14 protein-coding genes are annotated in these 13,946 nt (G+C 61.6%); 11 read left to right on the forward strand and 3 right to left on the reverse strand.

Annotated elements, in window-relative coordinates; translation table 11 throughout:
* On the forward strand, positions 1–366 hold a 366-nt coding region (locus BCA01S_RS35040), incomplete at its 5' end, for a diguanylate cyclase (protein ID WP_042319004.1).
* A gap of 45 nt (positions 367–411) precedes the next feature.
* Here BCA01S_RS35040 and BCA01S_RS20155 read toward each other — a convergent pair.
* Entirely contained in the window at positions 412–828 is a 417-nt protein-coding gene (locus tag BCA01S_RS20155) for an RDD family protein (protein ID WP_027778450.1), read from the reverse strand.
* A 188-nt stretch (positions 829–1,016) separates the two neighbouring features.
* Here BCA01S_RS20155 and BCA01S_RS20160 point away from each other — a divergent pair, with 188 nt between their 5' ends.
* From BCA01S_RS20160 to BCA01S_RS20200, 7 genes are all read left to right on the forward strand, one after another.
* Positions 1,017–2,279, forward strand: a complete 1,263-nt coding sequence (locus BCA01S_RS20160) for a putative Na+/H+ antiporter (RefSeq protein ID WP_027778451.1) — start codon at positions 1,017–1,019, stop codon at positions 2,277–2,279.
* A gap of 1,726 nt (positions 2,280–4,005) precedes the next feature.
* Entirely contained in the window at positions 4,006–4,860 is an 855-nt protein-coding gene (locus BCA01S_RS20170) for a MurR/RpiR family transcriptional regulator (protein ID WP_020070886.1), read from the forward strand.
* A 194-nt stretch (positions 4,861–5,054) separates the two neighbouring features.
* Positions 5,055–6,407 carry an aspartate aminotransferase family protein gene (locus tag BCA01S_RS20175; protein WP_027778453.1) on the forward strand — a complete coding sequence of 451 codons (1,353 nt, stop codon included), beginning with the start codon at positions 5,055–5,057 and terminating at the stop codon, positions 6,405–6,407.
* 61 nt (positions 6,408–6,468) lie between these two features.
* Positions 6,469–7,023: a carboxymuconolactone decarboxylase family protein gene (locus BCA01S_RS20180; RefSeq protein WP_027778454.1), complete on the forward strand. Its 555-nt coding sequence runs from the start codon at positions 6,469–6,471 to the stop codon at positions 7,021–7,023.
* Between the two features lie 212 nt (positions 7,024–7,235).
* A complete protein-coding gene (locus tag BCA01S_RS20185; RefSeq protein ID WP_027778455.1) occupies positions 7,236–7,661 on the forward strand; it encodes an OsmC family protein in 426 nt (141 codons plus the stop codon).
* Between the two features lie 129 nt (positions 7,662–7,790).
* Positions 7,791–8,639 carry an isocitrate lyase/PEP mutase family protein gene (locus tag BCA01S_RS20190; protein ID WP_027778456.1) on the forward strand — a complete coding sequence of 283 codons (849 nt, stop codon included), beginning with the start codon at positions 7,791–7,793 and terminating at the stop codon, positions 8,637–8,639.
* Between the two features lie 151 nt (positions 8,640–8,790).
* Positions 8,791–9,132 carry a cupin domain-containing protein gene (locus BCA01S_RS20200; RefSeq protein WP_027778457.1) on the forward strand — a complete coding sequence of 114 codons (342 nt, stop codon included), beginning with the start codon at positions 8,791–8,793 and terminating at the stop codon, positions 9,130–9,132.
* A gap of 28 nt (positions 9,133–9,160) precedes the next feature.
* On the opposite strand, the gene BCA01S_RS20205 is transcribed toward BCA01S_RS20200, so the two are convergent.
* Positions 9,161–10,651 (reverse strand): HD domain-containing phosphohydrolase, encoded by a 1,491-nt coding sequence (locus BCA01S_RS20205; RefSeq protein WP_042319007.1) that lies wholly within the window; start codon positions 10,649–10,651, stop codon positions 9,161–9,163.
* A 154-nt stretch (positions 10,652–10,805) separates the two neighbouring features.
* On the opposite strand from BCA01S_RS20205, the gene BCA01S_RS20210 reads away from it, so the two are divergent.
* On the forward strand, positions 10,806–11,420 hold the full coding sequence (locus BCA01S_RS20210) for a hypothetical protein (RefSeq protein ID WP_027778459.1): 615 nt from the start codon (positions 10,806–10,808) through the stop codon (positions 11,418–11,420).
* A 77-nt stretch (positions 11,421–11,497) separates the two neighbouring features.
* A complete protein-coding gene (locus tag BCA01S_RS20215) occupies positions 11,498–12,073 on the forward strand; it encodes a DUF308 domain-containing protein (protein WP_042319009.1) in 576 nt (191 codons plus the stop codon).
* Positions 12,074–12,180: 107 nt separating this feature from the next.
* On the opposite strand, the gene BCA01S_RS20220 is transcribed toward BCA01S_RS20215, so the two are convergent.
* A complete protein-coding gene (locus BCA01S_RS20220; protein WP_244146028.1) occupies positions 12,181–13,263 on the reverse strand; it encodes an AraC family transcriptional regulator in 1,083 nt (360 codons plus the stop codon).
* A gap of 146 nt (positions 13,264–13,409) precedes the next feature.
* Between BCA01S_RS20220 and BCA01S_RS20225 the strand changes: the two genes are divergently transcribed.
* Complete coding sequence (locus BCA01S_RS20225) at positions 13,410–13,844, forward strand: GFA family protein (RefSeq protein ID WP_027778462.1); 435 nt, start codon at positions 13,410–13,412, stop codon at positions 13,842–13,844.
* Positions 13,845–13,946 lie beyond the last annotated feature (102 nt).

Here is a 13,946-nt window from a genome sequence, read left to right on the forward strand (position 1 = left end):
GCGCCCCATCAACGAGGCGATGAATGTTTGCGGACGGTGGCGAAGCACATACAAACCGGAATCAGAAAGGTTGACCTCCCGGCTCGTTACGGCGGCGAAGAGTTCGTCGTCGTTCTCAAGGAGTGCTCGCTTGCCCTGGCGACCCGAACGGCGGAACGAATTCGCGGCGGAATCGAGGCGCTTTCTATCAGTCACGATTCCAGCCCGTTCGGCGAAGTCACGGTCAGTATCGGTATTGTGCACCCGACCGAGCTCGAAACGATTGACACAGCCGAGCTGCTTCGCGCAGCCGATGCAGCACTGTATGAAGCCAAGCGCCTTGGCAGGAACCGGGTGTTCCATTGGCAAGGCAATCTCGCCGCGTGACGCCCTTGAACGTTGCAACCGGCGCTCATTAGTCTGCCACTGTAGCTATTCGTTAATGACGACAGTGTTTGCTATCCGGTCATGCAGCGCCTGCCTTCGCGGATTGAACGGAACCCATAGAAAACCCGCTCCGCACGTCGCAAAAGTAAGAACGTAGCCCGCTGTGCGCAAGAAAGCTTGCCTGACCGTCATTGGCTGACCGGTATCCGCATCCACGATTCGCAATCGCAAGACGCGCTTACCGGGAGACGTGCCCCATACGGCCCAAAGAATGCCAGTCACGAGAATCGGGACACACTGGCCTACCATTAGCCATAAGACAAGGGTCGAAGCAAAGGCGTCAGGCGCCAGCAGCAGGTCTTGAGTCGACGGTCCGAGAGGCACAAAGAGCACGATGAAGGTCCACCAAAGCGAATCAATGAACAAGGCGCGGGCGCGCTGGGAATAGGTGGCGTAGCGCATGGTAATGTCGAATGCTCCAGGCTATTGCGATTGCAGCATCGGTCAGTTGGCCTTCGTCCGGCGTCTCATCCTTGCCCGGGCAGGTGCCGCGAATGCAACGTCGTCGTCGCCGAATCTATTGGTGCGTAAGGCGTGTGTAATATTATGACGGACTCGTCAACACGAAAGCGTCTCCAGCACCCTGTTCAATGCCCCATTCTGTTGAAATTTCTGCCGCCGTTATCTTTGCCCTTGCGCTCATTCATACGTTCGCCGTAGCACGCATTGAGAATCTCTCGCACCGTTTTCCGCGGCATGCGGGTGTCTTCCACTTCCTCGCGGAGGTGGAGGTCGTCTTCGGATTCTGGGCGCTGATTCTTTGTCTCGTGATGTGGGCGCTCGTCGGGCCACACGTGACCATCGAGTACCTGGAGCATCGCGAGTTTACGGAGGCGCTGTTCGTCTTTGTCATTATGGTGGTCGCCGCGAGTCGACCTATTCTCGTACTGGTAACGACCATTGTGATGCGGCTTGCGCGGTTTCTGCCTGTGCGCACCGAGGTTGCCGTTATCTGGTTCTCTCTGTCCGCCGTTCCCCTCTTGGGCTCCATCATCACTGAACCTGCGGCGATGACACTCGCCGCGCTATTGCTGCGCGACACGCTGTTCTCCGCGCGAAGTTCCGAGCGGGTGAAGTATTTCGGCCTGGCGTTGCTTTTCGTGAATGTGTCCATCGGTGGGGTCATGACGGCGTATGCAGCACCGCCGGTGTTGATGGTCGCGAGTGCCTGGGGTTGGAGCACCGGATTTATGGCAGCCACTTTCGGATGGAAAGCCGCGCTTGCAGTTGTTTTCAATGCTACGGCTTTCGTCACCCTGATTGCCGGGAGCGTGCCGACGTCCCAAGGGAGCGAGGATGGTACAACCTCGCCGTCCCAACGCGTTCCGGTTGGCGTCACGCTAGTTCATCTCGCGTTTCTCGCGCTGGTCGTCATCAACTCGCATCACGCAGTCGTGTTCATCGGGGCGTTCCTTTTTTTCCTGGGCTACACGCACGCTTACGAGCGCCACCAGTCGCCCCTCATGCTGCGCGAAAGCCTTCTGGTTGCTTTCTTCCTTGGCGGCCTGGTTGTGCTCGGCGGCCTACAGCAATGGTGGCTTCAGCCGATAGTGCGTTCCATGGATGCGTTGACACTGTATTTCGGCGCAACAGGCCTGACGGCAGTTATGGACAATGCTGCCATCACGTATCTCGGGTCGCTCATACCTGGCTTATCAGACAGCGCAAAGTACCTGCTCGTGGCAGGAGCGGTGACGGGCGGGGGATTGACGGTGATTGCAAATGCTCCGAACCCGGCCGGCCTCGCGATACTTGGAAACCGCTTTTCAGGAGGCGCAGTCAGCCCGATGAAACTGCTCGGCGCGGCGCTCATGCCTAGCATAGTCGCAGGTCTAGCCTTTCTGGTTTTATAGGCGAATGCTGTGGAACTCGCTGCGAATTCGCTACGTCGGCATCATCAAACGGCGGAGCCCTTCGTGCACGGAGCCCCTCGCGATTCCCTTTCAACCTACTCCCGTTCCGCTGTCGCGGCATGCGCGTCTTTCCCGCCAGTCCGCGGTTGAACTTGCCACTCGGAGTCGCTAGAAGGAGGCGGTCGCCTGAGTTCACTGCGATGGTCGCTTGTCGGGGGCCGGATGTCCTAGTGTGAGCCGCCGGTTCTAGCGATGCGCATAGAGTGGCAGAAAAGGGTCCTTCGACCGCGGAGCGCCTTCGCTCGTGAGGCGCGAGTCACCGCTTGCAGCGACGGGCGACGGGCATTGCGGGATATCGGAGCGAGGGGTAGAAAGGCTCAGCATCTTCGAGAAGCTGTCCGCCGCGCTCACGCGCGCCGTCAAGTTGAGGGCTCCCTTGAGCCCAAGCAGCATATCCGTGTCGCCCCGAGTGCGGCGACCCAGGCATACGGCGGCATGCCCGATACGAAAGCGCAAGGCGGCGTGAAACGTGCAAGACCCTGCGGCACGACCCCACAATGCGACATCTTTTTCGGTGGGAGCTAGAAACAGACTGGCAGCGTCCGGCACAAGAGGAAAGGACCGGCGCTCGCCTTCAGTGGAATGGTTAGAGTCATCTTCAAACAAGGCGCGGCGCCACCGCAACTGGCGCTTTGCCATCGTCCACCGCGTGCGCCTAGACCAAAAATGAGCGCATGTTGCCTAGGATTGTCTATGCCGTCCAAGTTCCTCCATAGAACCCTTGGAACGGTCATGCAAGGTCTGAGGCAGTATTGCGGCCGCACGGGGATACCGGTTCCAGCGCCGTCGGGGCGGGGGATGGCCCTTTTGTGCGCCGGGTGACTTGGTTCTGCAGCACGCCTGTGCCGGCGAGATGTGGTTGCTGCGCCCGTCGCTCCACGTGCTGGGCAAGCAGTCGGTCATAACGGTGCAGCCGCCGCACATGCCGAATGGCCTAGGCCTGAGTGCATCGAGTTGTCGCCCGAAGATGGAGGGGCTTACTGTAGGCAGCAGTCCGTAGCCACCGTCTCGATGGGGGCTTACGTTGGGACGACAACGACGTCGCTCGTTGTTGCCCGGGCTGCGCTGCGCTCAAGTGCCGCGGCAGCGTCTCGAAACAGTGCGCCGTCGGCGGTTCCGAAGCCAGCCTCCCGAAGATAACAGGACATGTACAACACATGTAAGAGGTCGCTGAGCAGGTGCCCGTTTCCCTCGCCCGCGCACAATGCGGCGAGCGCGAGGTGATTTCGAAGCGACAGCGAACGGACGGACTCTAGCGTTGGAGGCAAAAGCGGAGCCTTTGTGGATGTCCTGTTGGACGCCCAATGAATTCCCTCTCTCTTTCTATTCATTTTGCATAAATAGTGTGATTCGATTGAATCTTGTGCCAGCCCCTGAAATCGGTGTTGGCTGTTCCGTTTTAAATAGAGCGGTCTTTGGCTAATGACGTGCTTTGGAATCAACGGGCCACGGCTCTCAGACCAGTTTGAATTTCGAATCTTGGTCCGGTCTGGCGAGCCATGGGCCAGTTTGATTTGCGAAGTTTTGCCAGGACAAGTTGAGTTGCGACAGCACAGGTATTGTTTGCGAGCCACCAGCATCAAGCACCACGAAAAAACCGGCCCACCCCAGTGGTAACATTTGTTGTCACGCATCCCACTTTCTCAACTCCGCTCCGGGCCATCGCATGCCAGACAGTTTCGACCAGCTCGCCGCCCTGATCCGGGCGCGCTTTTCCGAACTGAGTCCGCAATTCCAGATGGGCGCGGCATTCCTGCTTGACCATCCGGACGAAGTCGCGGTCTCGTCGATGCGCAAGGTCGCCGAGCGTGCGCAAGTGCAACCGGCGTCGCTCGTGCGCCTGTCACAGCAACTCGGCTTTCCCGGCTGGAACGAACTGCGCAACCTGTTCGTCGCGCGAGTCCGCACGCGGCCCGAACCGCTCACGAGTCGGGCTCGCTCGCTAGTCAAATCGAAGGACGCGCTGGCCAACGATCTTCTCGTCGCACAGCAACACAACCTCGAAGTCACCGCGGCACACAACGGCCGCGTGATCGTGGAGGCAGCGCGCTTGCTGCGGCGCGCTCCGCACGTTCATGTGGCGGGTTTCCGATCCTGCTATCCGGTCGCGTTCGGGCTCGTATACGGCTACCGGTTCTTCCGCTCGTCGGTGTCGCTGCTCAACGGCGAGGCCGGCACGCTCGAAATGCAACTTCGCACGGTGGAGCGCGATAGCGCCACCATTGTCATCAGCTTCGCGCCGTATTCGGTCGAAGCCGCGCGCGTCGCGGAAGCTGCGCTCGAAAAAGGCAGCAAGCTCATAGCCATTACCGACAGCGCCGTTTCGCCGATTGCACTGAACGCGGACAAAGTGCTGATTTTCGCGCACGAAAGCCCGTCTTTCTTCCCATCGCTAGTCGCGGCCACGGCGATCGCAGAATCGCTCGTTGCGCATCTTCTTGCACTGGAAGGTGCGGACGCCGTCGAACAGTTGAGCATCGCCGAGCAGTCGCTGCATGCGAAAGGCGTGTACGTGCCTTGATGTGAACCCTTTGTGAAATCGCCAGTGGTGCGATCACGCACCGTTTGACAACAAATGTTGTTGAACGGTATAAATGTGTATCGGCTGTTGATTGCGCGCACGCCGCAGGATTCGCACAGCTGGAGTTGTATCGGCTAGCGGCGAGCATCCCCCGCAGCTTGATCGGCCGCCGCCGTCCACTACAAGTGAGAGACATGTCCACCGTATTTCATCGTTCGCCGAAGCAGTCGTTGCCGGTTGCCGTTGCCGGTGACGGCATCGAGATCATCGACTCGACGGGCAAACGTTATATCGACGCTTCGGGCGGGGCCGCCGTGTCGTGCCTCGGACATAGCAATCAGCGCGTGATCGACGCCATTAAACGGCAGGCGCAACAGTTGCCGTACGCGCACACTTCGTTCTTCACGACTCAGCCCGCCGAGGAACTCGCCGACCGGCTCGTCGCGAGCGCGCCGCAGGGCCTTGAACACGTGTATTTCGTGTCGGGCGGTTCGGAGGCGATAGAGGCCGCGCTTAAATTAGCGCGTCAATATTTCGTGGAGAAGGGCGAACCGCGGCGGCGTCACTTCATTGCCCGGCGGCAGAGCTACCATGGCAACACGCTCGGTGCGCTGGCAATCGGCGGCAACGCGTGGCGGCGCGAGCCCTTCCTGCCGATGCTGATCGAAGCGCATCACGTGAGCCCGTGTTATGCATATCGCGAACAGCGCGCCGACGAAAGCGAGACCGAATTTGCGCAGCGTCTTGCCGACGAACTGGAGCAGAAGATCATCGAACTCGGCCCGGATACGGTTGCGGCTTTCGTAGCCGAAACGGTGGTCGGAGCGACCGCGGGCGCCGTGCCGCCGGTGCGCGAATACTTTCGCAAGATTCGCGCGGTGTGCGATCGCCATGGCGTGCTGCTGATTCTCGACGAAATCATGTCGGGCATGGGCCGCACAGGCTATCTGTACGCATGTGAAGAGGACGGCGTCGCGCCGGACATCCTGACCATCGCCAAGGGACTGGGCGCGGGCTATCAGCCAATCGGCGCGACGCTCGTAAGCGACCGGATTTATCGGACCATCGTCGGCGGGTCGGGTTTCTTTCAGCATGGCCACACATATATCGGGCACGCAAGCGCGTGCGCGGCAGCGCTCGAAGTGCAGCGCGTGATCGCCGAAGAAAACCTGCTCCCCAACGTGCTGGCCCGCGGCGAACAACTGCGTGGCCTGTTGCGCGAGACTTATGCACGACATCCGCATATCGGCGATGTGCGTGGCCGCGGGCTCTTCGTCGGCGTTGAACTGGTCAGGGAGCGGGGCAGCAAGACGCCTTTCGACGCGGACCTGAAAGTGCATGCCGCAATACGGCGCGAGGCGTTCGCGCGCGGCTTGATGGTCTATCCGATGGGCGGCACGGTAGACGGCAGGATCGGCGATCATGTGTTGCTCGCGCCGCCGTTTATCTGCACCGCGAGCGATATCGACGAGATCGTCAGCCGGCTGGCCGATGCGATCGATGCTGCGCTGGTTGCCGCGTTGGCCGCTGCTCGGGCCGCGCCGTAAGCTCATGCGGCTATCAGCCGTTGACCATCTGAACCATTCACCTCAACTTGCGAGACCGACAATGACCGAGCGTTTGCCCCCTTTCGATGTCGGCGCTGCGACGCCCGAACAGAAGGCCGTTCTCGACGAGATTTTGTCCGGTCCGCGCGGCAATCTGAACGGACCGTTTCTCGGCTGGATTCATAGCCCTGAACTCGCGCAGCAGGCGCAGCGTCTCGGCGCGTTCTGCCGCTATCGGACCGGCTTGCCGTTGCGCCTTTCGGAGCTCGCCATTCTCATGACGGCGGCTCGCTGGCAAGCTCAGGCGGAGTGGTACATCCACTATCCGATCGCGGTCGAAGCGGGCGTTGGCGAAGCGGACGCCGAGGCGATCCGCGCAGGCCGGCGGCCCGATTTCGCGAACCCGGACGACGCGCTGATTCACGACTTCGCGAGCGAGTTGTACGACACCAAGCGCGTGGCGGACGCGACCTATGCAAAGGCGGTCGAGCGTTTCGGGCACACGGTGGTGATCAACCTCGTTGGGCTGCTCGGCTACTACGCGCTCGTCGCGATGACGCTGAACGTGTTCGGCATGCGCGCCGTCGGCCAGCAAAGCCTGCCGTTCGCCGAGTAGCCTGCAACGGCCGCGGCGCGGCGGCGTATGTCACCGTCACGGCATTGGCACACGGAAGCGCCTATGATGAAGGTCGGTCCACGTCCGCGCCTGTCACGCAGCGCCGCACTCGCGACCCATGCCAAAGCCGCGGAACATCCGGGCGGGACCGTTGCGGCGGGCATTGCGATCAGTCGTGCAGCGCGTGAAGCAGGGCACAACAGGAGAGAACGATGAAGCGCAAGGCATCAGCAGTCTGGCAAGGCGGTCTGCAGGACGGCAAGGGCTCCATTTCCACCGACAGCGGCGTCCTCAAGGAGACTCAGTATTCGTTTTCCACGCGTTTCGCGGACGGCATCGGCACGAATCCGGAAGAGTTGATCGCGGCTGCGCACGCGGGCTGCTTTTCGATGGCGCTCTCGGCGGAATTAGGTAAGGCGGGCATCTCGCCGGAACGCATCGGCACCACTGCAACGGTCACGCTCGACAAAGACGGTGGCGGCTTCACGATCACCGCCGTGCATCTGGATGTAGCGGTGAAAATTCCTGGCGGCGACAAGGCTGCGTTCGACAAGGCCACCGCGGACGCCAAGGCGGGTTGTCCCGTGTCGAAGGTGCTGAACGCCGCCATCACAATGGACGCGAAGCTCGAAACCTGAGCCGGGCACCGGCAACCGGCGGCGCGCAATGCTGCCCTGCATTGTTCGCCGCGCATCGAGACTTCCGCGCAACCCACGCCGCAGTGCCGGCATCTTGCGCCGGCGCGGCGCTTCTCCAATGGCATCGCGATGACAACCCAAGCCGAAAAAGCAGCGCAATTCCAGGCGCTGCATGCAGCCCAGGACGCGTTCGTCATTCCAAACCCGTGGGACATCGGTTCGGCGCGCCTTCTCGCGCTGGCCGGCTTCAAGGCGCTCGCGACCAGCAGCGCAGGCTACGCGTTTTCGCGCGGCTTGCCGGATAACGCCGTGGGCCGCGCGCAGATGATGATTCACCTCGCTGAAGTCGTGGCCGCGACCGATTTGCCGGTCAGCGCCGATCTGGAAAACGGTTTTGGCGATGCGCCGGAAGACTGCGCGGAAACTATCCGCCAGGCGGCGCGGGCGGGCGTGGTAGGCGGCTCGATCGAAGACGCGACCGGTCGCGCCGACAAGCCTATCTACCCATTCGAGGCCGCTGTCGAACGCGTGCGCGCCGCCGTCGAAGCGGCCCGCGCACAGTCGTTTTCTTTCACGCTGACCGCGCGCGCGGAGAACTACCTCGCTGGCCGTCCGGATCTCGACGACACGATTCGCCGCTTGCAGGCCTACCAGGACGTCGGCGCGGACGTGCTGTACGCGCCAGGCCTCAGGACGCGCGAGGAAATCGCCGCCGTGGTCGGCGCACTGAAGCGTCCCGTCAACGTGTTGATGGGCTTGCAGGGCGTTCTGCTCAGCGTCGACGAATTGCGCGCGATGGGCGTGCGGCGCGTGAGTGTCGGCGGCTCGCTGGCGCGCGCGGCCCTTGGCGCGTTCCTGCGCGCCGCGCATGAGATACGCGATCACGGCACCTTCGGTTACACGAAAGACGCGGCGAGCGGCAACGAACTCAACCAGCTTTTCGCCAAGGCCGAAGAAAAGTGGCCGACGCCGCGCTAGGCGGGCTGCTGTCCCTGATCGACAGTCAGCGCAACGGCAATGCAGAAGTTATCGGTCGTTTGACCGGTACCGTCGCGATTGCTGACATGAGATCCTTTTGCCGTTGTCGCCGCGCTCGCCTTCTCTTCTAACTCTTCACGGAATCATCAGGATGGACGATAAGGACATTCCTCTTGCCAATAGCAACGTCGCATATCAAACCTTGCTACGGGAGAACGGCTACACCGTCGCTAAAACGACTGTCCGCGCGGGCGGCGAGACACAATGGCATCACCACAGCAACGTCAGTGATCGCTTTCTCGTAGTCCGTGGAGTGTTGACTGTGGAGACGAAAATCGGCGGGCTGGTCAAGAGTACAAAAGTTCGTGATTTCTTCAACGTCGATCCAGGTGTCGTTCATCACGTCAAGAACGAGACGGAAGACGATGTCGTCTACATCATGGTTCAGGCGGGAGGCGCCCCGGACATCGTGCTAGCCGCGGCTCCAGGTTGAGTGTCGAGCCGCTGCAAGAGTCGAGCGATCACAGCAAGCCCATTGCCGATGCCCTGAGCGTGGCTACCGCACGGGTTGAGCATTCGAGCTTGCGAAACACACTCTCCACGTGCGTGCGCACCGTACTCGGGCTGAGCGCTAACTCCTGCGCGACTTCCTTGTTGCTCGCGCCCCGCGAAATGGCGCGCAGCACGTCGATCTCCCGGGCAGAGAGACGTGTGCCTTGAGGCGTGCTGCTGGTGGCGCGTCTGGTGACGGCCGCGCCGTCACCAAGCACTGCCTCCACCGCGTGGCCATCCAGCCGGCCGCTTGCCGCTTCGTCGCGCAGTTGCTTCGCCGCTGCGTCGGCAGAGAATGCCGCACGCCACGGGCGCGCCGAGCGCAACGCGACCCACACCACCGACGCCGCCAGTATCCGCGCCTCGAGCGATAACGCCGCATTGCGCGCCGCACGAAAATAGCCGGAGCCGTCCAGGCGTTCGTACGCATGCGACGCAAGTTCGGCCGCTTCGCCGAGAGCCCAGGCCTGCTGGCCCGCGCGCCAGGTCCAGTAAGGGACGAGGCGCACTTTTTCCCAGGCGCTTGGCGGCAGGCCTCTGGCCATGTTCCAGACATTGTTTGGGACCGCCGCGCGGCCAATACCGTGAATCAAACCCGCGCGATAGACGCGCCGGTGCGCCGCTTCGTCCGGCGTGAGCCGTGCACAACCTGCCGCTGCCGTCGCGGCCACTGCGCGCGAGAAGCCAGTCATCCACGGCAGCTTCAGGTCGATCACGTCGGCGATCAATTCGGCCGACGTCGCCTGTTGCATTCGCGACGTCGTCAACGCGGCGTCGAGATCGGCAGCGGACAGCAGATCCAATTCCGTCAGCCAGGAGGGCGCATGGCGCGCGACGGTGTCGACGAGACGCGCCGGATAGCGGGCGTCGGCACGTTGTGCAAGCAGCCCGAGCGCCCGCTCCATACCATACGTGCGGGCGAAGACCTCCAGATCGCCGGCGAGCGCGATTACGTACACCGAAACCGGCACCGCTGCTCCCTCCAGACGCGCGGGGAGCCCGTTGCCGTCCCACGTTTCGAAGATGTGCCGCAACGCAGTTTCGGTTGCGGGTGCGAGGCCCAGCATGCGCGCGATTTCACCCGACACCTCGCAGTGAATTTGCGCGAGCGGCGTGAGCACCGCGGCGACGCCGCCTAGCGCCTCGAGCGGCTCGATCCAGTCGACGCGACCTTCGAGCATCGCGACGCGGCTTGTGATGTCGTCGCCGAAAACGTCGGCGAAGCCTGCGGCGTTCGCCGTGCACCCTGACCAGCGCAGCATCGACGCCTCGCGGACGGTGTCGCATGCCGTCGCGTCGATGCCCGCGGCCTCGGCGAGGCGCGCTGCGAGCCACCCCGTGCGCAGCGAATGGTCGGTTGGCTGGCCCATGCTCAGATCGCCGATAAAGGCGAGCGCCTTTACGGAATCAAACACGCGCAGCGGAGTGTGACCAGCAACGTCGTCGATCGTTTGGGTCATATGAACAATCACTTTTGGGAACGACTGGTAACTATATGCGATCCCGCGTTTGGGCAAGGGTCGGTCATCTGACCGATGCCGCCGAAGAGTGCGAAATGCGATGCTGTCGTGCGATTGTTACCACCGACCAGACCCGACTACACACGGAGTATTCATGTCCTTCCGATTTCAACTCGTCGTTTCGGCGATCGCCCTCACGCTCGCTAACGCCTCGTTCGCTCAACCCTCGGCGGACAAGCCCGAACGGATCAGGGGCACCATCCAGTCGTATTCAGCCGGCATGCTGCAGGTGCACCGGCGCAGCGGCGAAACGGTCAGCATCGCAGTAGACGATTCGACCGGCCTGAATGCCGTGAAAGCCGTACAGCTTTCGGATATCAAGCCCGGTACTTACGTAGGGGCCGCCGCAATGCCAGGCGCCGACGGCAAGCTCGTGGCGAAGGAAGTCCTCGTATTTCCCGAGGCCGCGCGAGGAACTGCCGAAGGTCACTATGCATGGGACCTGGGCGCGAATAGCTCGATGACGAACGCGAACGTCGATACGGTCGTGCAGGGTACCAGCGGTCGGGACCTCAAGCTTTCGTACAAGGGCGGCAACAACACCGTCACCGTGCCCGCCAACGCACCGGTCGTCACGCTCATTCCCGCTACACGCGACGAACTGACCTCGGGCAAGCGGGTGTTCGTCGTGGCGAGCCACGGCGCAGGTGCCGCCTACAAAGGGCTGCAGATCGTCGTGGAGAAGGACGGGGTGGCACCCCCGATGTGAGTTGGGCCGTCACGAGCGTTACCTATGAAAGCCGCTGACGAGGCGTCACGGTAGCGGAGATCAGAAAAGGAATTGCAATGAATGAACAACCCATCAATGCCAATAGCGGTCGCGAAGAACACTGGTTAACGCGTTACTACTTTATGCGGACCGCGTTTTCAGCGGTCTGGGTCGCGCTTGCTTTTTCGATCGGGCAACGCTCACCGGAGGCGACAGCGGCTCTACTTTTTGCTTATCCCGCATGGGACGCGCTGGCCAATTACTTCGACATGTCGCGCAGCGGCGGGATGGCGGAAGGCCGCACCCAGGCAATCAACATTGCCATCAGCGTCATCACGGCGATTGCAGTAATTCTGGCGTTGAGAACCAGTATGAGCTGGGTGCTTGGCGTCTTCGGAGCGTGGGCGATACTGTCAGGGCTCTTGCAACTCGGAACTGCGCTGCGCCGCTGGAAGCGCTCTCCCGCGCAATGGGCCATGGTTCTGAGCGGCGCACAATCGGCGCTGGCAGGTGCTTACTTCATCGTGCAGGCCGGTGTGGCGATGCCCCCGGCCATCTCACGCATAGCGGGATACGCCGCGGTGGGCGCAATCTATTATCTGGTTTCGGCGTTGTGGCTCTATGCACGCCGGCTGCGCCGCAAGGTCGCCTGAACGGCGGAAAGAACTGGCCATTCTCACGACGCCATTCGCTCTGCATGTGCTTCATGAGTCGTTCGAAATTGGCCGTATGATCTTTTTCCGCCGTGCCCAGAACCGCCTTATAGAGGCGAGATTCCGCTGACGCCGGCTTTGCCGCCGACGTCGGCCGAACATTCGCCTGAGAGAAAACTTGCATCGGCCGAGTCGGACATCGAATCGTGGCCGTCCGTCGTCAAGTGGCTGCGTCGCCAACTGGCGGGCGGCAGGCCGAATTCCCGCTTGAATGCGCGATTGAACGCCGCCTCCGACTCATAGCCGACCCGCTCCGCAATAGCCGTAAGCGACTGCGCTCCGTCACGTAACGCCTGTGCCGCAATTTGCAGACGCCAGCGCGCCAGATATTGCATCGGTGGCTGGCCAAGCAATTGAGTAAAGCGCTGTGCAAGCGCCGAACGCGAGAGGCCCGCTTTGCGGGCAAGTTCATCGACCGTCCAACCATACGCCGGTTGCGCATGCATCAACGCGAGCGATCGTCCCACGAAACGATCGCTGACGCCGGCCAGCCATCCTTTGCGGTCTGCAGGCAGCGCATCGACACAACGCCGTACCGCTTCCACGAAAAGCAGTTCGGACAAACGTCCGAGTACGATCGCGCTGCCTACGCGCCATTCGGCTGCTTCTACAGCCGCGAGTTTCAACGATGACTCCAGCCACGCGGATCTCGCGTCGTTGCGCATGTCGATCTTGAACATACGGGGCAATGCCGACAGCACCGGATTGGTCAGCGTATCGTCGCAGGCGAGGAAGCCGCAAATGAGCCGCGTTTTCGCACCGCCCCCACCGTAACTCAACCTGATCACGTCGCCCGGGGTAGTTTCCAGATACTGCGACAGCATCTGGTGAGAGGGCGCCGGTTCGAGTTCGAGCGAACTGCCCATTAAATGCGCTTCCCCCTGCGGTACCACGAGAAGTTCTCCGGCATCGACGCAGATAGCGGAGGAGGGGTCGTCGACGAGTCGTGCGCGACAGCTCCCCTCGGTGATGAGGTGATAGGAGACGATGCGTTCCGCGCGCGGCAGAAACGACACACACAACTCCCGGGTCGCCTCGCCGAAAACACACCAGGGTGCAGTGAAGTCTGCGCTTAGATACACCGCTCCACTTAGATGCACGAGGCGAAGTACGTCGGAAAGAGCATCCATGGTGTTGTCCATCAGTTTCGGCGTCCTGCGCAAAACATCTGGACGACCGGTCATTCACCGATATGGCTTGCGTCCCGATACTAGCACTCACGCGAATCCGCAACAACGAACGGTAGAGCGTCGACTTACACCATCAGGAGAACGACATGAGTTACACAGAGACTTATCGCGGTCAATGCTTTTGCGGCGCAGTGCAATTCACCGTAACCGGGGAGCCCGCCGGTATGGGCTATTGCCATTGCGAGTCGTGCCGTAGCTGGTCGGCGGCGCCCGTCAATGCGTTCACGCTGTGGAAGCCGGAGGCGCTGAACGTTACTCGCGGCGCTGATGATATCGGCACTTACAACAAGACGCCGCATAGCTACCGCAAGTGGTGCAAGTCATGTGGTGGACATCTCTTTACCGAGCATCCCGGGCTCGAACTGATCGACGTGTACGCCGCGGTCATCGCCGACTTCCCATATGAACCCGGCGTGCACGTTCATTACACGGAGTCGCGGCTTCGAATGAAAGACGGTCTGCCCAAGCAGAAAGATCTGCCGGGTGAAATGGGCGGCTCGGGTATCAGCGTCGCCGAATAGTCATTGCATCTCGCAGTTCAGGTTCGATTCGCCCGATCGTCGCGCGGGCCTTCTCGCAGTGCAAGTTCGCGGCGTCATCTGAATGGCAGCAACTTCGAGCAT

The sequence above is a fragment of the Paraburkholderia caledonica NBRC 102488 genome (assembly GCF_000685095.1).
Taxonomy (GTDB): Bacteria; Pseudomonadota; Gammaproteobacteria; order Burkholderiales; family Burkholderiaceae; genus Paraburkholderia; species Paraburkholderia caledonica.